The organism is Paludibacterium paludis, assembly GCF_018802605.1.
Classification (GTDB): domain Bacteria; phylum Pseudomonadota; class Gammaproteobacteria; order Burkholderiales; family Chromobacteriaceae; genus Paludibacterium; species Paludibacterium paludis.
Genome location: NZ_CP069161.1, coordinates 3,748,687 through 3,772,100 on the forward strand (window position 1 = coordinate 3,748,687; position 23,414 = coordinate 3,772,100).

Here is a 23,414-nt window from a genome sequence, read left to right on the forward strand (position 1 = left end):
AATCCTTTCCATAAAAAACCCGGTTCCCGTTCTGTTGCTCTTTTCCCTCGCCGGGAAAACCGGAAAATCATCCCGTGCGGTGAACACTCCGCCGCGCCGTCCTTCGTTCACCATGCCAGCAAATCCTCGCAGCGATGCGCGATTTGCCGGCGCAGAGCCGACATCAATGCGGTCCGGGCCGGACCGTCGTTGAAGTAAAAATGCCCCCCCGGAAAACTCGCCGTCCCCTGCCAGCGACGGCTGTACCCTTGCCATTGCTCAAGCTCGTCCGGCGTGAAATCCGGCTCGTCGTCGCCGCCGACCACGAACAGCGGCGACGCCAGACATGCCTCCCGGCCGAAGCGATAGCCGTCCACCAATGCAAAATCATTGCGCAGCACCGGCATGAACACCTGCAGCAACTCCCGGCTCTGTTCGAGTTCAGCGGGCAACCCGCCATAGCGGCGCACCTCGTCGAGAAAGGCGGCCTCCGGCAGCGCGTGCCGCTGCCGTCCCGCCTCCGGCGATAAATGCGGCGGCTCGCGTCCGGAAAGCGTCACCAGGGCGAGGCGCTCCGGTTTTCCCCGCTCTTCCATCTGGCACGCCATCTCATACGCCAGCAAGGCCCCCATGCTGTGACCGAACAGCGCGAAAGGCCGGTCGTCGGCGTTCAGCACCTCATCCAGCAGATGCCCCGCCAGAACCGTCGCATCGTTGAGCAACGGCTCCCCGAACCGTTTGCCGCGGCCGGGCAGCTCAAGCGGCCAGAGCCCCAGCCAATCGGGCAGCAGCGCATCCCAGCCGCGATACATTTCGGCGCTTCCGCCAGCGCATGGCAGGCAGTACAGGCGCACCGGCGCCGGCTTGGGCGACGGAATGGCGAACACGTCAGACATGGCAGACCTCCTGCGTCGCGGCCAGTTCGGCATCGATACGCCGGCCGGTCCGGATCACGTCATCCAGCAAACGGTCCAGCAGGGCGTCCTCGCACAACGGGTTGTACATCACCGCCCGCAGCATCACGCGCGCGGGCCCGGTCTCGCCCGGCAAAACCCGCTCGGTGCGCGACAGCAACGCGCCTTCCGCTTCGCGCAATCGCTTGTGCAGCAGGACATTGCGCCGGTTGATCTCCTTTTCCCGCTCGGGGCCGGCCTCCCTTTCCCGGCATGCCGCGCCCAGATAGCGGAACACCACCAGATTGCTCACCGGCTCCAGCAGCAACTCCAGTTCGGGCCGCGCCGCGATACGCCCGGCCAGCGACCGCGCTCTCTCGAAACTTGCGTCGATCAAGCGCCGGTAACCGGTGCGGCCGATCAGATGCATCGCCGCGTGCAAGTACAGCGCCGAGGCGGGACGGGACCCCTCGAGCGTGAAACGCCCGCTGTCCCACGAACCGGGCCGCACCGCGTACGGCGCCGAGGCCATCACCGCGCGGGACACTCCACCGTCCCGGTACAGCAACACCCCGCATCCGAGCGGTGTCAGCAACTGCTTGTGCGCATCCAGCGTCACCGTGTCCGCTTCCCCGATGCCGGCGAGCAGAGGCGCATGACGCCCGGACAACAGAAAGGGGCCGCCCCAGGCGGCATCCACATGAAAATGCGCCCCCTCGGCCCGGGCACGCTCGGCCAGCGCGCCAAGCGGATCGACACTGCCAAAATCGGTGCCCCCCGCCACGCCGACAATCGCCAGCACCTTGCGCCGCTCACGCCGGCATTGCGCCAAGAGCGCGTCCAGCAAATCGATCCGCATCGCACCCGCGCCATCCACGTCGACCTTGAGCAACGCCCCTTTGGCCAAGCCCATAAGGTCCGCCGCCTTGTCGAAGGAGTAATGCATCAGTCGTGAACCGATGATGACCGCGTCGTCATAGCCCTGATCACGCAATTGCCGCCACCAGGCCCCGGCTCCCGGCAGCGCGCGCTTGCGTGCGCACCACATCGCGCCGATGTTGGCCAGCGTGCCGCCGGTGGCGATCACGCCGGCGATGCGTCCGGGATCGTCGCGCAGGGCGCGGTAGACCGCGTCGCTATCGTTGAAGACCATCCGGTGCAACACCGCCAGCACCCGCCGCTCGAGCAGCGTCAGCGCTCCGGACGACTCGGTTTTCATCATGTTTTGATTGAGCGCCGTCACCAGCCGCGCCAGCTGCGGCATGAATCCCGGCAACGGCGAGGTCATGTGACCGAGGCAATCGGGCCGGTGCATGCGGGCCGAGTGCTCGAGCCCCTCGTCCGCCAGCACCTCCAGATAGTCATCGGCGCTCAGCGGGCGATCGGGGAACTCCACGTCGCCGACCGGCGCCGCGCGCGTCACCGGGATCGCTGGCCGGCCGGCACGATGCAAGGCAATCAGCTGATCGACGCGCGATGCCCACTCGCGTTCGCTCGACGCGTCCCACATCATGAAATCCGCTGTCTCAGTCATTCGCTTCCCTCCTTCCTGACAAAACGCTGCTTGCGCGCGCTCTGATGTTCTCTTCGCGGAACCGGCGCCTCGAACGGCGCGCCGGCTTCCGCCGTTACGTCCCCCGCCAGGCGCCGCGCGAGCTCACTGAGCGAACTGAACTGGAACAGCTCGGTCAGGGCCAGGCCGGCCGACGGGAAAGCGCGGGTCAGCACGGCATGGACGCTGGCCAGCGAGAGCGAGTTGAGTCCGATCTCGTACAGTCCGCGGCGCGGATCGATGCTGCCCGGATCACAACCGGCCAGAGGCGCGATCAGGACGGCAAGCTGCCGCTCCCGTTCGCTCGCGGCCGGCGCCGGATCCGACGAGCGGGCGGACAGCGAAGCCAGCAGCCGTGCGCGGTCGACCTTGCCGTTGGGCAATCGGGGCAGGGTGACCGGCGTTTCGAAACGGGTCGGCACCATATAGGCCGGCAATCGCAGCAAAAGCGCCGAACGCACCCGCGACACACCCTCGCCATCCATGCCTTCCAGCCAGGCGACCAGCTGCAGGCCACCGGCCGGATCGGGCACGGCCAGCACCAGGCATTCCGTGCCGGAGAGCTGGCGCAACTGACGGCCCACCTCGTCCAGCTCAACCCGGTTGCCGCGAATTTTCACGAGATCGTCGCGGCGTCCCTCGTGAATCAGCATCCCGTCATCCCGCCAGCGTCCCCAGTCGCCCATAGGGAATTCCGGATCGCCGTCCCCGAGCGCTTCTACACGGTTCTTCCCATTCAGATACCCGGCGAACACATGGTCGCCCGCCACGTGAATCTGCCCGCTGAGGCCCGGCGCCACCGCCTGCCCCCAGCGATCGCGCAACACGATGCGGCAACCGGGCAAGGGCCGGCCCAGCACCACCTGGCTACGGTCGCCCTGTCCTTCGCGCGGCCACGCATGCGCCGTGACATCGGCCACTTCCGAACTGCCATAGCAATTGACGAACACCAGCTCCGGCACTATCCGGTACAGCGCATCCAGTTCCTCCACCCGCGGCGCCTCGCCGCTGCTGAGCAACAGCCGCAGCGAGCGCCAGCGGGCAAGCCATCCCGGAACCTGAAGCCAGGCGCGCATCAGCGCGGGCACGATCACCATCCGCGTCACACCCGCCTCGCACATCATCGGCAGCAAACGGCTGCTGTCGGCGGCGACACCGCCCGGCACGATCACGCAGCGGCAGCCGGCCAGCAAAGGATCGAGCACCTCCCACAAGGCATCGATGAAGTTCAGCGGGGTGCGGATGGCGCAGCAATCGCCGTCTTGCAGGGGATAGGCCGAGGCCAGCCAGTTTGTGCGGCTTTGCGCCGTCAGCCAGGTGCCGCGCACTCCCTTGGGCTGCCCGGTCGAGCCGGAGGTGAAAAGCAGGTACAGGCAATCCCGCGCCAACGGACGGCACACCACCGCCTCGCCGGGCGGCACAGCCGCCATCTCGCGCCACACCCTGCTGCGACCGGCGAAAGGTTCGGGCAGACGGTCCCGATGAGCCTCGTCGCTGATCACGAGGACCGGCCGGGCCAGTTCCAGCATGGTGGCGATGCGCGCCTCCGGATAGTCCGCGTCCAGCGGCACATACACCGCGCCGGTGAACAGAATGGCCAGCATGACACCGATCTGAGCTGTGGAGCGCGGCAGGTACACCCCCACCGCCACCCCCGGACCGGCGCCCTCCCGGCGCAATCCTTCGGCGAGCCGCTGACTGAGCGCCAGAAGCTCGGAATAACGGGTCTGGACACCGTCCTCGACCAGTGCGCACCGCTCGCCGCCCGAACGCAGCGCGTCGTAAAGCCGTTGTGGCAAATCGATGACCGGGTCGGCCCCGCGCGGCATCGGCGCCGGCCATTGTCCCGGCCAATAGCGCAACGACACGACAGGGCGGTGAGGCTCCGCAACAATCGATCCGAGCAAGGTGACATAGTGCTGCAGCAGACGCTGCATCCGGCTCCCATCGAACAGGCCGGTGAGGTAATTGAGCTCCAGCCACAAGCCGTCCCCCTCCGGCACCGCATACAGATCCATATCCATATGGGCCGCCCGAAGCGGGGGTCGCAAGCGCCGCAGCGTCACGCCGCCATCCAGTTCGGGCAAGGTCTCGCGCGGCTGCATGGCGAAACCGGCCTGATACAACGGATGGCGGGACGGATCGCGCTCCTGCCCGCTCAGGGCGACCAGACGCTCGAACGGATAATGCTGGTGAGCGAACGCCGCCAGGATGCGCTCGCGGTTTTGCGCGAGAAACGCGAGGAAAGACTGATCGGGAAACCACCGGGCGCGCATCACCAGATTGTTCACGAAGCAGCCCAGCATGTCGTGGCTGGCCTCCTGCTCCCGCCCGGCAACATAGGTCCCGACCACCACCTCCTCCTGCTGCGCATAACGGCCGAGCAACAACTGGAACGCGCTGAGCAGCACCATGAACAAGGTGGCCCCCTGCTGGCCGGCCAGGGCGTCGAGCCGGGCCACCAGTTCGCCCGGCACGGCCAGCCCGACGCTGGCGCCGGCCCAGTCCATCCGGGCCGGGCGCGGACGGTCGGTCACCAGATCCAGCACGGGCAGACCGGCCAGTTCCCCAAGCCAGAAATCGCGGGCCTCCGCCTCATCCGGCCGGGCTTGCTGCCAGTACGCGTAATCGCCATAGCGGAATTCGCCTGACGGGAGCGTCCGCCCTGCCCGCAACGCGGCATACGTTTCGGAGACTTGCCTGAGCAGCACACCGAACGACCAGCCGTCGAACACGATATGGTGAAAACTGAGCGCCAGTACATGCCAGTCCGGCGCCACGTTCAGCAGGATGGCGCGCGCGCTGAGGCCGGAGGTCAGATCGAACCCCGCCGAGGCGAAATCGCGCAACCACGCATCAAGATCGCCCGGCGCCGGCAAGGCCTCGCGGCGCGTGCGCGGAGGCTCCGCATCCGGCAACAGGCAGGGCCGGCTTTCCGTCGAATCGTAAACAAAGCGGCAACGCAGCAGCTCATGACGCGCCAGCACCCGATCCACGGCGCGGACCAGCAAGTCGGCATCCAGCGCGCCGCGCAACTGCAACAGCATCGGCAAGGCATACGCCGTGTTGCCCGGCTCGCGCTGCTCGATCAACCACAAACCGCGTTGCGACCAGGACAAGGGCGCGGCGCCCGCCGGACGCGCCGGGAACCCGACGGGTTCCGCACCACCCCCTTCCAGATTTCCGCCGTCCGGGCTACGCTCGCGCCATTGCCGCGCAAGGTCCTCCGCCATCTGGTCGAACCGGGGCGCCGCGAAAATCCGCGGCACATCCTGCTCCAGGCCGCTGCGCCGGCGGATCTCCGCGCTCAGGCGCACGGCCAGGAGGGAATCCCCCCCCAGATGGAAGAAATTGGCGCACCGGTCGGTCACCGCTTGCCCGAGCAGCTCGGACCAACGCTCGGCAAGCCACACTTCCAGCTCCCCCCGGGGAGCGATGGCCGTCCCCGCCGCGTTGCGCGGCTGCAGCGGCCGGGCCGCCAAGGCCTGGCGATCGATCTTGCCGTTGCCGCTCAGCGGCCATTCATCGCAGCGCAGCCAGAGCGACGGCACCATCGCCGCCGGCAGGGACAATGCCGCGTGCGCCCGCAAGGACTCGTCATCGGCGTCGCTCTCCACCCAGGCCAGCAATTGGGGGTGCGGCTCGTCGCGCCTTTGCACCACCGCGCGAACCACACTTGGATGGCGCTGCAGGACGGCCTCGATCTCGCCAGGCTCGATGCGGTAACCGTGCAACTTGATCTGGCTGTCGCGCCGGCCGACGAATTCGATCTCGCCGCCGGGCAAATAGCGGCCCAGATCGCCGGTCCGGTAGCTGTGCGCCTCGCGGTTCGCCAGGGGGCCGAACGATGCCTGCCCGGGCTCGGCCGGGTCGAGATACCCGGAACTCACGCCCGCCCCTGCGCACACCATTTCTCCGGTCACCCAGTCCGGGCAGTCCTCGCCGGACTCGTCGACGATGTAATAGCGGCTGTTGGCGATCGGCCGGCCATAAGGAATGCGGTCGCGCGAGGCGTCCTGAGCGGTCAGACGGTGACTGATGTTCCACACCGTGACTTCGGTGGGGCCTCCGACACTATGAACCTCGACGCCGGGCGCGAACCCCGCAAGACGGGTACCGATGTCGTTCGGCAGCCAATCACCGCCGAGTGTGACCCGCCTCAGACTGTCCAGCGTTTCACCCCGGGCGGCGGCGTAATCGAGCAGCATGGTCATCAGGGCCGGCACAGAATTCCAGTAAGTGACACCGAACTCTTTCATCCGCGCCAGCCAGTGGCCCGGGTCCCGCCGGCCGGACTGGCAGGGCAGCACCAGCGCCGCGCCGCGGCTGAGCGCGCCGAACAGATCGTAGACCGACATGTCGTGATGCAGGGCGGAAATGCCGAACACCCGATCGCCATCGCCAAGACGCAACCACTCGCCGTTGTGTTCGAGCAGATTCGCAAGCCCGGCTTCGCGCACCACCACGCCCTTGGGACGGCCGGTCGACCCCGAGGTATACAGCACGTAGATTTCCTTATCGGCCCGCCATGCGGGGAGTGCCGCGCTTCGTGCCGGTGGTTCGGTACGCCAGCGGGAAACCGCCAGAACCGGCGCCTCGCCAGTCCAGGCCTCCAGGGCGTCGGCGCCCAGCACCAGTCCGACCTCCGCCTGGGCGGCAATGGCGCGCTGCCGCGCGATCGGCTGTTCGATATCCAGCGGGACATACGACCGCCCGGCCAGCACGCAGGCCAGCACGGCGATCACCTGCTCCGCGCTCTTGCCGATGCGGATGGCGACACGCCCCTCGCCTTCCCGCAATTGCGCGGCCAACGCACCGGCCCGCGCGAACAGATCGCCATAGCGGTAGGTGCGGCCGTCGGCAGCCAATGCCAGGCGGTCGGACCAACGATCGGCCGCCTCGGTCAAGCGCTGCGCGAGCGGCACGGGAAGCCAGTCGCGCGCTGTGTCATTGACCGCCGCGCGCCGGGCCAATTGCGCGGTCGGCAACGACACAACGCTGATCTCATCCAGAACCGCCGCGCCGCCGGGGGCGGCCAGCCTCCCGACCAGCGCCTCGAACGCGGAGAACATGTCGCCGACCATCCCCGCGGGGAATCGCGCCTCGAGGTAGTCCCAATTGATGCGCAAACCGCCGTTTTCCTGGAAATACTGGCAGTCCAGCCAGACTTGCGGGGTCTGGGTCAGGCTATCGACCACCTCGCCCAGCAAGGCGGTATCCGCCGAGAAATTGTCCGTTCCGCCCGCCGCCAGTTCCGGCAGCGACGTGAACACCACCGGCGCCGGCGCTCGGCTGCGGCCGCCGCTCAATTGGTTGAGTTCGCGCAATACGCGCACACCGGAGACCGCATCGTGCTCCATGTCGCGCCACAGCTGCTGTTGCATGGCGGCGATTCGCTCGCCAAAACGGCTGCCCGGCTCGTGGTTCACCGCCAGCAAGGTGAACGTCGCGAATTCCCCCAGTACGGCATTGACATCCGGATGCAAAGGCTTGCGGTTGAAGCGCGGCATATTGAGCAGAAACCGCCGGCTGCCCGACCAGCGCGCCAACACCTCGGCATAGCAAGCGGCAAGCAGCGTGGCCAGCGTCAAGCCCTGATTCGCGACCAGCGCGCGCAGCGCCTGGGTACGCGATACCGGCAGCGCCATGGCGTAGCGGGCAAAGCGCGGAGAATCGGAATCCCGGAAGTCCGCGGCCAGGGGCAGGGCCGGAGCGGCGGGCAAGTCAGGCAGGCGGGCACGCCAGTAGGCTAGCGCCCGCGCATAATCCGCCCCGTGCTCCGCCTCGCGGCACGCCAGCACATAATCCCTGAAGGACAGCCCGATGGCGGGCAGCGCGCAAGACGGGTCGCGGTAGCAGGCGGCCAGCTCATTGATCAGGGTTTGCACGCTGTGCCCGTCGATGCACCAGATGTCGAGACTCATCAGCAGGCGGCCTTCGCCGCCGCCCAGATCGCACCAGAGCACGCGGTGCTGCGGCCACACGGCAAGATCCGCCTTGCGATGCATCAGCGCCTCGCGCAGACGGGCCAGCTCGTCGTCGGAGGCTCCCGGGTCAAGGGAGCTCAGATCAAGCGCTTCGGGCAAGCCTTCGCCCGCCAGGAACGGCAGAATCCGTTGCTCGCCGTTTTCCGTCACCACCACGCGCAGCATGTCATGCCGCTCGAGCAGACGCTGCCACGCCTCGCGCAGACGGGAAAACACCAGACCGCGGGTATGGCGTTCGACGTAATAATGCATGCCGGTCTGGTTGTCGCCCCGGCGGCCGATCCAGTAGGCCTGTTGCATGTCGTTGAGCGGAAATGGCTCGAACCGGGCCTCCGGATCCGCCTTCAATACCGCCCGGACCGGATCCTCTCCGGCGCCGCGACGCTGCGCCAGACGCCGGCCAAGCAATCGGCCGGCCTTTTCGGACAACGGGGAGGTCATGACGTCACCTCGCTCTCCGATTCGGCTTCCAGTACGGCGGCGATGGCATCGATGACATCGCCCAGCGTGCGCATTTTCATCATGTCGGCCATCGGCAGATCGATATCCAGATCGCGCAGGATCGCCGCGCGGATCTGAATCGCCGCCAGGGAATTCCCCCCCAGCATGAAAAAGTCGCTGCTCCGCGACAAGCGCGCCTGGCCCAGCGCATCCCGCCAGTAGCCGGCCACCAGATCGAACAACGGATCGCCGCTGTCCTGCGGAGAGTCCGCCACATCCTCCGCGGGAGGCGTCCCTCCTTGCCCGGCCGCCACGGCCATGGTCAGCCCGAAGCGCGTTCGGGCGAACGGGTACCCGGGAAATCCCGTCCGCCGCCCGGTGTCGCAAACACCGCAGACATCGGCCAGATACCCTTCGGTGAAGGCCAGGCCGACCTGGCCGAGCCAGGCCACATGGGCATCCGGCCCTTCCGTCAGGGCCGCAAGGCAACCTTGCGGCAGCACGGGTCCCACCAACCCGGAAAGCAGGGGGCGCGGCCCGATTTCCAGCGCGCGCGTGACGCCCATCTCCGCCAGGCGGCCGGTCATGGCGCGGAACGCCACGCAGCGGCGCAGGTGCTCGCGCCAGTAACGGGCATCCGGCGCCTCGCGCATGACCGTGCCGTCAAGATTACTGAGCAGCGGCAGCGTCGGCGCCCGGAACGCGAATCCCGACAGTTCGGCTTCAAAACGGTCGAGAACGGGATCGAGCAGCGCGGAATGAAACGCGTGCGTGACAGGCAGACGCACCGACTGGACGCCCGCCGCCGTCAGCGCGTCCGCGAGGCGAGCGATTTCGGAGAGCCCGCCGGACAGCACCACCTGTTCCGGACCGTTGTCGGCGGCGATATCCAGCCCGAATCCCCGATCAAGCCAGGCTTGCGCCGCCTCGCGCGACAGCCTGGCCGCCAGCATGCCGCCGCCGGCGGGCAGACTGTCGAGCAAGCGGCCGCGCGCGCACACCATGGCCATCGCGACCGGCAGGGTCATCACTCCAGCCAGGCAGGCCGCCACGTATTCGCCAAGACTGTGGCCCAGCAGCACATCGGGTCGGCTGCCCGCACGCCGCCAAGACGCGGCAAGGCCGTACTGGACCGCGAACAGCAAGGGTTGCAGGGTGGCGGCCGACTGCAGCGCGCCGCCCATCGGCAACCGCCCGGACAGCCATTCGGCCAGCGGCAGCTCGGCTCCCGCCGGCAGCGCGGCGACGCAAGCGTCGAACGCCTCACGGAACGCGGATTCGTGCAGGTACAAGGTTCGCGCCATACCGTCGTACTGGCCGCCCTGCCCCGAGAAAATCCACGCCGTCTTGCCCCCCTCCACCGTGGCGCGGCCGCCTGACGCGCCGGACAGGCCGGCCGCCAGTTCCTCCACATTTCGGGCCACCACGGCAAGGCGGTGGGAAAACACTTTTCGTCCTCTGGCCGCGGTGAAGCACAGATCGGCGAGCTGCGCCGAACGTCCTGCTTTGCCTAGCCAGTCGCCGACCGCCGCGCGGTAGCGTTCGAGTCCCGCGGCGTCGCGCGCGCTCAACACGAACAGCCCGGCCCCGCCCGCGGGCGCCGTTTGCGGCCCCGGATCCGGTCCTTCCTGAATCACCAGGTGGGCATTGGTGCCGCCAAAACCGAAGGCGCTGACGCCGGCGCGGCGCACGCGCGGGCCGCGCGGCCATGGGCGCAGGACATCGTTGACGAAGAACGGACTGTTTTCCAGTTCGAGTTGCGGGTTGGGGCGCCGGTAGTGCAGCGTCGCCGGCAGCATTTCGTGGCGCAGCGCGAGCACGGTCTTGATCAGTCCGGCCACGCCGGCCGCGGTGTTCAGATGCCCAAGATTGCTTTTCACGGCGCCGACCGCGCAGCGCCGTTCGCGCTCGCGGCCTTCGCCGAACGCGAGCCGCAAGGCGCGCCATTCGATCGGATCGCCAAGACGTGTGCCGGTGCCGTGGGTTTCCACGTAATCGATGCTGTCCGGCGTAACATCGGCCAGGCGGTGCGCAAGACGGATGACTTCGACCTGACCCTCCACACCCGGCGCCATGAAATCCATCTTGCGCTGCGCGTCGTTGTTCACCGCGGCGCCAAGAATCAGCGCGTCGATGCGATCGTTGTCGGCGATGGCGTCCTCCAGCCGCTTGAGCACCACCGCCGCCACGCCATTGCCCATGATCGTGCCGGCCCCGTCGGCATCGAACGGCCGGCAATGGCCATCCGGCGACAGAATGGTGTCCGGCTGGTGCAGATAGCCTTGCCCGTCAGGCAAGGACAGCGCCGCCGCACCGGCCAGCGCCATGTCGCACTGGTAACCGAGCAGGTTCTGGCAGGCGGTGGCCACGGCCACCAGCGACGTCGAGCAGGCGGTCTGGATATTCATGCTGGGGCCTCGCAGCCCCAGCTTGTACGAAACCCAGGTGGTCAGGTAATCCTTGTCGTTGTAGGTAAGGATTTCCAGCCATTGCGCCAGATTGTGGCCCTGCATCCTGTCGATCAGGTGGCGCCACAGATAGGCGCCGGGATTGGAGCCGGCGAACACGCCGACCCTGCGCGTACCCAGACGCGAGACGTCGTAGCCGGCATCTTCCATGGCATGCCAGCAGACTTCCAGAAACACCCGTATCTGGGGATCCATCCAGTGCGCCTGCTTGTCGCTGACCCCGAAAAAACCGGCATCGAAGCACTCCGGGCCGTCCAGCGGCATGCCCGCGCGCACATAGGCCGGGTCGTCCACGACCGCGGGGTCGGCGCCATTGGCGATGAGCTCGTCGCGGCGGTATTCGCGCCGGGCTTCGCTTCCCGTGCGCAACAGATCCCAGAACGCGGCGATATCGGCCGCTCCCGAGAAACGCCCAGCCATGCCGACGATGGCAATCGCATCCGGGTACTGCTCTAACAGTTGTTTTGAAGTATCCATGTAGGCTCCCGTTCCGGACGTCACAGTCCGGCCATGCGCTGACGATTGCGCTGCTGCGTGGAGCGGGCGCGGTCGGCATCGACCCGCTCAGCCCCGCTCTGCCCGGCTCCGGCAATGCGGCCGGCCAGCAAGGCCAGCGACGGATACTGGAAAAGATCGGTCAGATCCAGCTTCCACTCCGGATGACGGCGATGCAGCAATTCGTAAAACCCCGTCAGGGCATTCGAGTCGAGGCCCTGTTCGAACAGACTGCGTTCCGTTTGCACGCCGGCCCTGCCGACGCCCAGGTGATCGGCCAGCAATCCGGCAAGATGCGCTTCAAGAACGGCGGCCGTTTGCCGCCCCGGCCTGGCATCGCCGCCGGGCGCGGACCGGTGATGCAGCAATACCGGCAAACGGCCTTCGCGCAGCAAGGTGCGGCACAGGCTTCGCTGAATCTTGCCGCTGGAGGTTTTCGGCAGACTGCCCGCCCGGATGAAGACGATCTCGTCCAGCGCCAGCCCCAGCGAGGCGGCAACGGAGGCCTGGATCTGCTCCGCGTATTGTGGCAAACGCTCCGCCGGGCAGGGCTTGTCGGCCTCCTGAACCAGCACGAGACGCGGGGACAGTGCGTCGCCGTCGGCGAACGCGGCACCGGCATCCACGCGCAGATCCGGGCGGCCGGATTGGGCGAGCCATTCGATATCCGTGGGCACGATATTGCGCCCCTGATAGATGATCAAATCCTTGAGGCGGCCGCTGATCACCAGCTCCCCCTTGTTCAGGTAGCCCAGATCGCCGGTGCGCAGGAAACGCCCGGAGCCATCCGCCAGCGTGGCCTGGAACACCTCGCGGCTCAACTGCGGTTCGTTCCAGTAGCCGGATGACACGCTGCCGCTCTCATCGGCCACCCAGATCTCGCCGACCTGGCCATCCGGCAGCGGGTGGCGGCACTCCGGATCCACGATGCGCAGACCGATACCGGCGCCCGCCACACCGCACGCCACCGTCAGCGCGTCGCTGTCGCCAGGCCTGACAGGCATGGGCTTCCACGGTTCGCCAAGCCGGCTGCTGGTCAGAAAAAGCGTGGCCTCGGCCATCCCGTACGCGGCGCGGAACGCCGAGGGATTCAGACCGGCCGGGGCGAACCGCCGCATGAATCCGGCGACCGTGGAGGACTTGATCGGCTCCGCGCCGCAATGCGCCCAATGCCAGTTAGACAGATCAAGGCCAGCGATGTCGGCCTCCTCCACCGCGTCCAGGCACTGCTGATAGGCGAAATTGGGACCGCCGCTGCGCCAGGCGCGGTAATCCGATACCGCCCTGAGCCAGACATGCGGCGCCCGGAGAATGGTCATCGGTGGCAGGATCACGTGCTCGCCGCCGGTGTAGAGCGCCATCAACAGCCCCTTGACCAGTGAGTAGTCGTGAAAATGCGGCATCCATTCGACCGATACGATGCGCCCCGGATAGCCCATCTGGGCTTCCATCACACCGACGTTGGCGGCGATGTTGCGGTGAGTGATCATCACGCCCTTGGGCTCGCCCGTGGAACCCGAGCTGTATTGCAGGTAGGCCAGCCGGTCCAGATCCGCCGCGGGCAGCGGCGCCCCGCTCGCGCACCCCGTCTTTTCGAGGCCGGACAAGGTCAGCCAGTGATAGTCATCGCGCCCGAACCAGTTTTCCTGATCGCGCGCCTCGGCAAGAAAGGCGTCGTCGGCCAGAATCGCCCCGGCCGCGCAATTGGCGCAAATCCGTGCCAGTCTTGGCACAGCGCGCTTGAGTCCGACGGCGCCCGGCCGTGCGCTGGGCACCGCGATCTTGCCGGCCAGAACGACCCCGGTGAACGCCACCATGAAATCGATGCCGGGAGGAAACAGCAGCAGGATGGCATTCCCCGTTTCCGGCGCGGCGAGCAAGCCTCGTGCCACGGCGCCCGCCCTCCGCCACAATTGCGCGAAGCTGATCTGCCCGACTTCCTGTCCGCGGCTGTCCAGTTCGCGGTACGCCACCAGGTCGCCGTTTTCTTCGGCACGGTAACGCATCATGTCCAACAGCGTTTTCATGTATTGATTCTCATTATCACCAACAGGTTAAAAAAATATCGCGACACGCCCGGCCACCGGCCGGCCTCCTTATCCGCGTGGATCGGTGACCGGCAGGCCCGCTACCGGCCGCAACCGGCGATGCGCGCTCCACGTCATAACGGCGCCGGTAATCAGGCATCCGAGCGCCACACTCCACCAGACATCGTCCAGCACCGCGCCCGCACCGCTGACGGCGCCTGATAGCAACAGGGGCTGCAGGACGAGGTGGCGCCCCGCCCCCCCGAGAAAATTCGCGGCCGGACGCTGAGTGCCCTGCAGCGCCTGGCCCGCGGTGATCATCAGGGCGTAGCCGAACGAGCCCAGGCACACGATACGCAGATAATCCGTGGCCACGGCGGCCGGTCCCGCGTCGCGCGAGAAACCGCCGGCAAGCCAGGGGGCCGACAGGTACAGCAGCGCCGACAGCGCCAGCGCCAGCCACAGTCCGAGCCGCGTGGCCACACGCAAGGCTTCGGCCACGCGCGCCCGCCGGCCGGCACCGTGGCTTTGCGCGACCAGCCCCAGCACGGCATACCCCAGCGCGATCAGCGGCACCAGGAACACTTGCTCGATGCGGAATCCGAGGAGCGCACCGGCCATGGCCGTGTCGCCGAAACGGCCGACAAACGCGAACAGGATGTAACCGCCGGCGGCAACGAACAGATAGGTCGACCCTGCGGGGAGGGCCAGGCGCGCGAGCTCCGCGCAACCGGCCAGGGTCGGCCGCAGGTCTGACCCGCGCCAACCGCGCAAGGCCGGCAGCCGCAGCGCAGCGCGCAGCAACCAGCACGCCAGCGCGCCCTGCACAAGACATCCGGTCACGGCAAGGCCTGTCACGCCAAGCGGCGCCAGCGGACCGATTCCCAGGCTGGCCAGACCGTTCAGGCACAGACTGGCGGCGAATCCGGCGAGCAGCGCGCGGCCGAACACCCGCGACTGCCCCAATCCGTTGAGCGTGCCGTAAAGTGTCATCAACAGGTAAAACAGCGGCAGTCCGGGCAGCGCCGCCCACAGGTAGCGCGACGCTTCGGCGAGCGCCGCGTCGCGTCCGCCGAGCAACCCGAGCAGCGCGGGGGCGGCCACCCAGGTCAACAGCGCGAGCCCTGCCGCAAAGAGCACGCCGAGCGCAAGCGCCTGGCCGACGACGCGGCGCAGCCGCTCGGTGTCCTTGCCGGCATAGGCATGACCGGCCAGCACCGCGGTCGCCTGGCCGATTCCGTGGCTGAACGCGCTCATCACGTACAGCACAGTACTGCCCAGCGCCAGAGCCGCCAGCTGCGCCTCGCCCATGCGTCCGGCGAACCACGAGTCGGCGAGCCCGAACAGCAGCATCAGCCCGAGGCCCAGGCTCAGCGGCGCCACCTGGCCGAGCAACTGCGCGCCGACCTCACCCCGGCTCAAGTCCGTGTCATGCATCGTCGTTCCTCCTGTCAAACGACTTGCCAGCGGAGACTGTGTTCATGATTCGCCCACAGTCGCGCGTAAACGCCCGCGGCCGCCAGGAGCGAGGCATGCTTCCCCGATTCGACCAGCCGCCCGCCGTCCAGGACCAGCACCTGGTCGGCGCTCACCGCCTGCTGCAAGGCATGAGTGATCTGGATCACCGTGCGCGAACCGGACAAGGCGGCAATCGCCTGCTGCACCAGCGCCGCATTGAGGCTGTCCAGCCCCGAGGTAATCTCGTCCAGCAGCACGATCTCGCTGTCCTTGAGCAGCGCCCGGGCAATCGCCACACGCTGACGTTCGCCGCCGGAGAGCATGACACCGCCCTCGCCCAGCAGCGTGTCGAGCCCCTGAGGCCAGTCAGCGACAAAATCGCAACGCGCGGCCAGCAAGGCTTCGTGCAGCGCCGCCTCCCCGGCGTCGGGTTTTCCCAGCAACAGGTTGTCGCGCAGCGTGCCCGGCAACAGCGGCATATCCTGCAATATCACACTCACACGGGCGCGCCAGGCGCCAAGCGCGATCTGCCGACTGTCGATGTCTCCCAGGCGGACCCGCCCCCGATCCGGGTCCGAGAGGCGCGCGATCAGGGCAAGCAGCGTGGATTTCCCTGCGCCGTTGCGTCCGACGATCACAGTGTGGCTGCCCGGCGCGAACCGCGCCCGGATGCCGTCCAGCACCGTCGCGCCGCCATAGCCGAAGCCGACATCCTCGAGCACCAGATCGGTCCGCTCCCCCGGCATGTCGAACTCTCCGCCCCCGCATTGCGCAGGAAGGCGGCTCACCGGCTCGACCCGCTCCAGCGCCTGCCGGCTCCAGCGCAGCAGGCTCCATTCCTGCCAGGCGCAGAACAGGTGGTGATACACCAGCGGCGCGAGCAACAGCGCCGGCAGCAACGCTGCGTCCGGACGCCGTGTCCACGCCAGGATCAGCACGCCGGCAAGGGCGGCATCGAGCAGCGCCGACGCGCACTGGTCGCGCAAGGCGAAACGCGGCACGCAGCCGGCCACGGCGCGATGCTGGGCATCCAATGCCGCGTCGAGGCCCAATCCCCGATGCGGCAGCGCCCGGAACAGACGCAAGGTGCGAATCCCGTCCAGCGTGGCGCTCAAGGCCCGCTGCACCTCGTCCGCCGCGCGGCTCAGGCCCGAGGCGCGGTTGTCCAGGGCGGCGATGCCGAAACGGGCGCACAACGCACAGACCAGCAAACCCGCGACGAACGCCGCGGCGAAGAGCGGACTGCGCCAGGCCAGATAGAGCAGCAGCGCGAGCGATAGCAGGACCGAGACCTGCAGGCGCACCAGCACGATGAACACGCCTTCCTGCACCAGGCGGACATCCGTGCCCAAGCGTTCGATCAGGGCGCTGTCCGCCCAGGCGCGGGTTTTCCATAACGGCGAGGCGAGCAAGGTGGCGGCCAATTGTTGGCGGTACAGGCCGAATGCGCGAAACACCGTCTGCGCTCCCAGCATGCGCGCCCGCCACTGCACCGCCAGACGCGACACCGGCGCCAGCAGGGCCGCGCCCAGGCACCACCAGGCGGCCTCGGGCAATGGGTGTCCGGCGATGGCATAACGGAGAAACTCGGCGGCGGCCAGGGGGGGCACGGCCATCAGCGCGATATCGAGCCAAGTCAGCCAAAGGTAACGGCGGAAGCCGGCGAGCGCGCCGCTGTCGCGCAACAAGGCGTGAAACCAGGTCATCATACTGTCGCCTCCTGTTCGGGCTGTCCGATCATGCGGCGCCACAGCGCGGCATAACGTCCATTCGCCGCCACGAGTTGATCGTGCCGGCCCCGTTCGGCGATGCGTCCGCCGTCCAGCACGACGATGGCGTCCAGCGCGCGGACGGAAGGCAGCCGGTGCGCGATCACCACCAGCGTGCGGCCTTTGGCAAGACGGCTCAGCGCGCGCTGGATCAGGACTTCGTTTTCGATATCGCTGAACGCCAGCGCTTCATCGAGGATCAGCACCGGCGCATCGAGCAGCAGCGCGCGGGCCAGGGCAAGACGTTGCCGTTGTCCGCCCGAGAGATTGCGTCCGCCCTCTTCCAGCACCGTCCGGTAACCGTCGGGCAAGGCCATGATGAAGTCGTGGCACAGCGTCGCGCGCGACGCCGCGACGACCTCGTCCTCGCCGGCGTCCGGCCGCCCGAGACGGATGTTGTCCAGCACGCTCAGCGCGAACAGTTCGGTGTGCTGGCTGACGAACGCCATCCGCCCCCACAGGGTATCGCGGTCATAGTCGGCGAGCGGCCGGCCGCCGAACAGAATGTCGCCCTCGGACGGATCGTCGTAGCGCATGAAGAGCCGGGCGAGCGTGGTTTTACCCGATCCGCTCGGACCGACCAGCGCCAGCGAGGAACCGGACGGAATGGTCAGATCGATGGTGTCCAGAATAGTCCGTCCGCCTTGCAGGTACGTCAGTTGCCGTACCTCGAAACCATGATCCGCGGGGCGGATGCCGGACGCGCCCCACGCCTGCTCGGGGGCATCCATCAGCGCGAAAAGCTGCTTCCAGATGGCGTTCAGTTTGCCAAGGCGCAGGAAAAACCCGAAAACATCGCTGTAAAGACTGCCAAGACCGATGGACACCACCAGAAAAAACACCAGCGTGCTCAGGCTCAGATCCCCGGCATACCACAAGGCGCCGCCGGCCAGCAGCACCACGGACAACGCGCAAGTACCGAGGACCATGAACAGCACGGAATGCCCCAGCGGTTGCCGCACCGCCTGTTCGGATCGCAGGCCGAATTCGGTCAGGGAGGCATCGACGCGCCGCAACGCCGCCCCGTCCTGATCGTGAATACGCAGCAGCAACTGGCCGCCGACAAGCCCCCCCAGCGTCCGCATCAGTTGTCCCCAGGCCCGCATCATCGCCTGCCCGGCCTCCTTGCCGACCGCCATGGAGCGGACACTGAAAAAAATCGCCAGCGCGTAGGGCGCGAGGCACGCCAGCCCGAGCCGCCAGTCCGCCCACAACAGCAAGACGGACAGGACCAGTGGCACCAGAATCGCGGACGTCATCTCCGGCAACAGATGCGCGATGGCGTCTTCCAGTTCGTCGGTCTGACGGCCGATCAACTGGGCCGTGACCAGGGCCGGCTGTTGGTCGAAGTAGCTCAGCGGCACACGATCGAGCTTGTCCAGCAACCAGCGCTTGAGTCCGATGATGGCGTCAAAGGCCAGCCGGTGCGCCAGCACACGCGAGGCGAACGCCAGCGCATGCCTGAGCACCAGCCCTCCGGCCAGAGCCGCCGCGAAACCGGCGCCATCCAGCGCGAACGCCGAACCGCCCAGCCACCGGTCGGCCAGCGCCCAGGCCGCCAGATAAGGCAACAGCCCCAACAATCCCGAAGCGGCGGCGCCGGCGCAGGCCGCGCCCACCGCCAGCGGGCGGTGCCTCACCAGCGCGAAGCTAGCGGCGAATCCCCCCTGGCGCGGCAAAGCGGCGAAATCGGTCATGACCGTCCTTTCCTCAGAATGCGCCGCCGACGGACAGATGGACACTGCGCCGCTGCCCGTACAGCGCCGTATGGGTACCGGCGAACGGCGAATTGGCGATCACATTGCTGTAATATTCCTTGCCGAACAGGTTGTCGACGTTCACTCCCAGCCACCAGCCCTTGAACTCGGCGCGGGCGCTCAGGCCGACGGTCTGGTAACCGGCCTGGCCAAAGCTGTTGAGGCTGTCCGCTTCGATGCGCCCCACATGATTGACATCGGCTCGCAAGGTCAGATCGGCCTGCGCCAACCGGCCGTTATACTCAAGGCCAAGGCGGCCGGTGTCGCGCGGCACGAACGGCACCCGCTTGCCGACGGCCGCCGCCAGGTCGCTCTTGTCGACCCGACTGTCGTTGCGGCTGTAACCGGCATTGACCGACCACGACGGCGCGAAACGGTACTGGGCGGACAGCTCGATTCCGCGGTAACGGGTTTTACCGAGGTTCTTGATCTGGGTATCCGACATATCCAGGATTTGCTGATCGCGCAGCATGGTCTGGTACACCGAGAGCGAGTACCCCAGTCCCAGGTCTTTCAGGCGGCCTTTCAGCCCCCACTCCAGGCTGGCGGTTTTTTCCGGGGAATAGCCGAGGTAGGGTCCGACCGGCAATCCACCGACCATCTGCGGATTGGTATTGACGCCGCCCGGGGTATAGCCGGTGCCATAACTGATGAAGCTGGTATTGTCGGGACGGAATTCGTAAGCGAGCGCCACCTTGTAGCTGCCCGAGCCATCCGAGCGGGATTGCTCGGCCAGGCCTTTCTGCACGTCCCTCAACTGTTGCTTGTCATGCTGGAAACGGCCGCCGCCGGTCAGCGTCCACTCCGGCGTCAGCTTGTAATCGGCCTGACCATAGACCGCCCAGCCGGACGTGCGGTAGCGGGAATGGCTCAGGATATTGCCGAAGCTGGTCTTGAAAACGTTGCTGTTGTCGGTGCGGTCGCGGTACAGGAACACCCCGCTTTGCCAGTAGAGGGCGTCGGTTTTGCCCACCAGCTGGATTTCCTGGCTCAGTTGCCGGTGATCGTTGATATAAGGGTCGAAGTCCCAGCGCACCAGCGGATTGCTGCTGTAATCGGCATCACTGACGGTGTAGAGCTTGTCCTTTTGGTAGCCGGTGGTGGCGTTGAGCCGGAACGGACCGAAGTCGTGGCTGATTTTCACGGTGGCGCCACTGCCGCGGGTGCGGGTATAACCTTGCAGGTCGCGGTCGATCTCGTAAAACTTCGAGGGCTCGAATCCCATGCCGGCGCGCTGGCGATGAATCGGGCGCAAGGTCGCCGAATCGATGAATGTCTGCAGGTAGGGCGCGCTCTTGTCGTCGAAGTGATTGAAACCCATCTCCACGCGAGTGCGCGAGGACGGAATGAAGTCGGCCTTGAGCGATACATTGCGCCGGTCGTACTTGTCGATGTCCCCCCTGGAGCCGTTGGCGATATTGGTCAGCTCGCCCTTGCCCTTCAGCCAGGTCGTGGAAAGCCCGAGCCGGAGCGCATCATCGTAAAAGCTCGAATGCGCATCCAGTCCCAGTCTGCGTTCGCTGCGGCTGCCGACACCGGCGAAGCCGCTGACGCCACTGCCTTCCGGACGGCGCGTGATGATATTGATCACACCCGAGGCGGCATTGCGGCCATACAGCGTACCCTGCGGCCCCTTGAGCACTTCGACGCGTTCGACGTTGTTGAGCAGCATCGGATCCTGCAGCACCGAATCCAGCTGCGGTACGCCATCCACATACACGGCCACCCGCTTGTTTTTCAGATCGAAGGCATCGCCGATCCCGCGCAGATAAATCCGCGGCTGCCCGCCCGTATAACTGGAAACGTTCAATCCGTTGACCAGCTTGCCCAGCCCCTCCAGGCTGTCCACCTTGCGCAGCGCGAGCTCTTCCGCGCCGACCACGTCGACCGTGGCCGGCACTTCCAGGATGTTTTGCCTGATTTTCTGGGCGGTCACCTCCACCACCCCGAGCGAAACGGGCTCGACGGATGCGCACGCCGGCGCGGCGAGCGCGCAAGCCATCACGGTCAGGGGAAACGCTGTTTTAACCGGGTACGACATGTAAGTCTCCAATGTGCGGCATTGAAATTCGCCCGTTCGGGCAGTTCGGACAGTCAGGTTTGCGGCACGGCCGTCGCGTCCAGGCGCTCCAGTTGCCGCAACCAGCGCGCGACGGGCAGCATGCCAAGCAGCAGCAACGCCGCGCTGACAGCGAATACCGCCGGGTAACCGGCCAGCTTCGCGAGGGTGGCGCCCGCGAGCGCGCCCCCGATCGCCAGTGCGCTGTCCAGGCTTTGAAAAACGGTGAAGTCGGTGCCCGGCTGAGCCGGGCTGCACCACCCCATGACCAAGGCGTAAAACGACACGAATGCCGCCGAGACCGACAGGGACAGGATCAGCACCAACGGCACGGCAAGCGCCAGTGGCAACGCGCCGGGGCGCGAGGCGGCCCAGGCCAGTCCGATCCATGCCGCGGCCTGGAGCAGGCAGGCGGCGGCCAGCGCGGCGCGTGCGCCAAAACGCCGGATGATCCACGCCCAGGACAGGGCGCCGGCAAGACTCGCGCCCGTTCCGGCCACGCCCTGCAGCCAGCCGACCGTCGCCAGATCGACGCCCCGGTCGATCAGCGAAGGGCCGATCATCGACACCGCCAGCCGCACGGCCAACATGAAGAGCGCGGCCACCGCCAGGCGGCGCCCCGCCCCCGCACGGCGCACGAAATGGCGCAGGCTCGCCGAATGCGCCTTCGCCGCGGTGGCGGAGCCGAGACGGCCGACGCGCCATGTCGCCGCCAGACACGCCAACATTGCCGCGCCGAGCAGGCACTGCGCGGCGGCCCAGCCCCAGCGCGGAATCAGCACCAGCAAAAAGCCGCCCCCGATCAGGGCACCCAGGCTGGCGCCGCCGACCTGGGCGGCATTGATCGCGCCATAAAGCCGAGGCGAACTGTTTTCCACGGCGAAACCGTCGACCGCGATGTCCTGGGTGGACATCAGCCAGGAGCCGGCGAACAGGATGACCGCCAGCGCCTGAACGAATGCCGGGCCGGACAGCCCGTCCAGCAGCGCCAATCCGAAAAACATCAGCGCATAGGCGCCCTGGATGGGCAGAATCCAGGCGCGGCGCGAACCACGCCGGTCAACCAACGGCGCCCACAGGAATTTGATGACCCAAGGCAGCATGCTCAGGTAAAGAAGCCCGATCACATTCAGGTCGTACCCCCGGTCGCGGACCACGGCGGGCACCGCAACGGCCAGAAATCCCCCATACATGCCCTGAGCAAGGTAGAGGAGTGCCAGATGCAGCAGCAGCGTCGCGGGACGGATGCCCGCGGACGGTGTGTCGGCCGCGTGTCCGGCGGCCGGATTCAGGCTTGCGCTCATGAAAATCATCTTGTCCGGCTCATGCCCGGACACTCAATTGAGAACGGTTATCAATTGTATTGTTTGGCAAACAGGACAGGTTTTCCGGAATGCGCAAAAACCGTTTGAGAAATGACCTCGTAATTAATACAATGGTTCTCATTCTCAATCAGGAAGCCGCCGACTGACGCTTCAGGAATCGACGGGACATGGACGGACGTTTGCATATCGCCAGGCAATTGAGCTGGCAGGCCGAAGAAGGGGTGAGCATGATGGGCAGCGAACTGGTCGCGCTGGGCGACGCCATCCTGCACACCACCATGCCCGACGATGGCCTGCTGCTGGGCCTGACCCTGTATGGTCAGGCCGAGTCGGGGATGCCGGACGGCCCCTGCCGGCGTTTCACCGTGTTACCCGGCCGCTGCTGGGCCTTGCCGGTCAGCCGGCACAACCAGCTCGAAGGCCGGTATCCGGCGGGCACGCGGATCGCCGGCATCAGTTTTTTTCTCAGCGAAGGATGGCTCGCCCTCCGGCGCAAGGGCGACGAGACGCTCACGCGGCTGTGCGCGCACTGCGGCGCGGGCGGTCCGGCGCAGGGCGAATTGCCCGCGGCCTTGCGCAGCCATGCCATGCGGCTCTTGCGCAATCCGCATCATGGCGAAATGGGGCGCCTTTTCCTGGCGGCCCGGGCTCACGACCTGCTGCTCGGCCTGATCGAAAGCTTCGCGCGTCCCGGCCACACCGCCGCCGCGCCGTCGGTACCGGGGCTCATGCGCATGAGCCGCGCCCGCGACATTCTGGAGAGCCGCCTGGAAACGCCGCCCGGCCTGGATGAACTGGCGCGTCTGGCCGGCACCAGCGTCAGCGCCCTGCGCAAGGACTTCAAGGCCGCTTTCGGACTGCCGGTCGCCGCCTATGTGCGCAAACGCAGGCTGGAACTGGCCCGTGGCCAGCTGGAACAAGGCCAATCGGTCACGCAAGTCGCCTATCAGGCCGGGTACGATTCGCCGGCGAACTTCGCCACCGCCTTCAAACGCGAATTCGGCCTTCCACCTAGCGAACTGCGCCGGCGCTGACCGCTTCCGGGGCGCGACGCGCCCTGCGGCAGGCGTTTTTTTTTCATACCATCGAAATACCCTCGCAAACCAGGCACGGCGTCGATTCGCCGATTCTGGCGCATCATTCTCTCGTTCTTTTTTCTCGCTAATGATATTGACTATCAATATCGTTTGAGTTCAGTATCGGC

11 protein-coding genes are annotated in these 23,414 nt (G+C 67.0%); 1 reads left to right on the forward strand and 10 read right to left on the reverse strand.

The genetic code is table 11. From position 1 onward, the window contains the following. Positions 1–107 precede the first annotated feature (107 nt). From JNO50_RS17390 to JNO50_RS17435, 10 genes are all read right to left on the reverse strand, one after another. Complete coding sequence (locus JNO50_RS17390) at positions 108–875, reverse strand: thioesterase II family protein (RefSeq protein ID WP_189534325.1); 768 nt, start codon at positions 873–875, stop codon at positions 108–110. Continuing rightward, positions 868–2,406 carry a pyridoxal-dependent decarboxylase gene (locus JNO50_RS17395; RefSeq protein WP_215796414.1) on the reverse strand — a complete coding sequence of 513 codons (1,539 nt, stop codon included), beginning with the start codon at positions 2,404–2,406 and terminating at the stop codon, positions 868–870. Before JNO50_RS17395 ends, JNO50_RS17390 begins: the two co-directional genes overlap by 8 nt. Then, a complete protein-coding gene (locus tag JNO50_RS17400) occupies positions 2,403–8,852 on the reverse strand; it encodes a non-ribosomal peptide synthetase (RefSeq protein WP_189534323.1) in 6,450 nt (2,149 codons plus the stop codon). Before JNO50_RS17400 ends, JNO50_RS17395 begins: the two co-directional genes overlap by 4 nt. Continuing rightward, positions 8,849–11,797 carry a type I polyketide synthase gene (locus JNO50_RS17405; RefSeq protein ID WP_189534321.1) on the reverse strand — a complete coding sequence of 983 codons (2,949 nt, stop codon included), beginning with the start codon at positions 11,795–11,797 and terminating at the stop codon, positions 8,849–8,851. The genes JNO50_RS17400 and JNO50_RS17405 overlap by 4 nt, the downstream gene beginning before the upstream one ends. Before the next feature lie 20 nt (positions 11,798–11,817). After that, a complete protein-coding gene (locus JNO50_RS17410; protein WP_189534320.1) occupies positions 11,818–13,842 on the reverse strand; it encodes an AMP-binding protein in 2,025 nt (674 codons plus the stop codon). Positions 13,843–13,911: 69 nt separating this feature from the next. Next, entirely contained in the window at positions 13,912–15,279 is a 1,368-nt protein-coding gene (locus JNO50_RS17415) for an MATE family efflux transporter (protein ID WP_189534318.1), read from the reverse strand. 14 nt (positions 15,280–15,293) lie between these two features. Beyond that, positions 15,294–17,009, reverse strand: a complete 1,716-nt coding sequence (locus JNO50_RS17420) for an ABC transporter ATP-binding protein (protein ID WP_189534316.1) — start codon at positions 17,007–17,009, stop codon at positions 15,294–15,296. After that, complete coding sequence (locus tag JNO50_RS17425; RefSeq protein ID WP_189534314.1) at positions 17,006–18,766, reverse strand: ABC transporter ATP-binding protein; 1,761 nt, start codon at positions 18,764–18,766, stop codon at positions 17,006–17,008. Before JNO50_RS17425 ends, JNO50_RS17420 begins: the two co-directional genes overlap by 4 nt. Positions 18,767–18,779: 13 nt before the next feature. Continuing rightward, positions 18,780–20,867: a TonB-dependent receptor gene (locus tag JNO50_RS17430; protein WP_215796415.1), complete on the reverse strand. Its 2,088-nt coding sequence runs from the start codon at positions 20,865–20,867 to the stop codon at positions 18,780–18,782. Positions 20,868–20,920: 53 nt separating this feature from the next. Continuing rightward, positions 20,921–22,189, reverse strand: a complete 1,269-nt coding sequence (locus JNO50_RS17435; RefSeq protein ID WP_189534312.1) for an MFS transporter — start codon at positions 22,187–22,189, stop codon at positions 20,921–20,923. A 188-nt stretch (positions 22,190–22,377) separates the two neighbouring features. On the opposite strand from JNO50_RS17435, the gene JNO50_RS17440 reads away from it, so the two are divergent. Further along, a complete protein-coding gene (locus JNO50_RS17440; protein WP_189534310.1) occupies positions 22,378–23,244 on the forward strand; it encodes a helix-turn-helix transcriptional regulator in 867 nt (288 codons plus the stop codon). The last annotated feature ends 170 nt before the right edge of the window (positions 23,245–23,414 follow it).

Coding starts and splice junctions, on each gene's coding strand:
- JNO50_RS17440 (WP_189534310.1), top strand. CDS start 22,378: ATGGACGGACGTTTGCATATCGCCAGGCAATTGAGCTGGCAGGCCGAA.
- JNO50_RS17390 (WP_189534325.1), bottom strand. CDS start 875: ATGTCTGACGTGTTCGCCATTCCGTCGCCCAAGCCGGCGCCGGTGCGC.
- JNO50_RS17435 (WP_189534312.1), bottom strand. CDS start 22,189: ATGAGCGCAAGCCTGAATCCGGCCGCCGGACACGCGGCCGACACACCG.
- JNO50_RS17400 (WP_189534323.1), bottom strand. CDS start 8,852: ATGACCTCCCCGTTGTCCGAAAAGGCCGGCCGATTGCTTGGCCGGCGT.
- JNO50_RS17420 (WP_189534316.1), bottom strand. CDS start 17,009: ATGATGACCTGGTTTCACGCCTTGTTGCGCGACAGCGGCGCGCTCGCC.
- JNO50_RS17425 (WP_189534314.1), bottom strand. CDS start 18,766: ATGACCGATTTCGCCGCTTTGCCGCGCCAGGGGGGATTCGCCGCTAGC.
- JNO50_RS17405 (WP_189534321.1), bottom strand. CDS start 11,797: ATGGATACTTCAAAACAACTGTTAGAGCAGTACCCGGATGCGATTGCC.
- JNO50_RS17430 (WP_215796415.1), bottom strand. CDS start 20,867: ATGTCGTACCCGGTTAAAACAGCGTTTCCCCTGACCGTGATGGCTTGC.
- JNO50_RS17410 (WP_189534320.1), bottom strand. CDS start 13,842: ATGAAAACGCTGTTGGACATGATGCGTTACCGTGCCGAAGAAAACGGC.
- JNO50_RS17395 (WP_215796414.1), bottom strand. CDS start 2,406: ATGACTGAGACAGCGGATTTCATGATGTGGGACGCGTCGAGCGAACGC.
- JNO50_RS17415 (WP_189534318.1), bottom strand. CDS start 15,279: ATGCATGACACGGACTTGAGCCGGGGTGAGGTCGGCGCGCAGTTGCTC.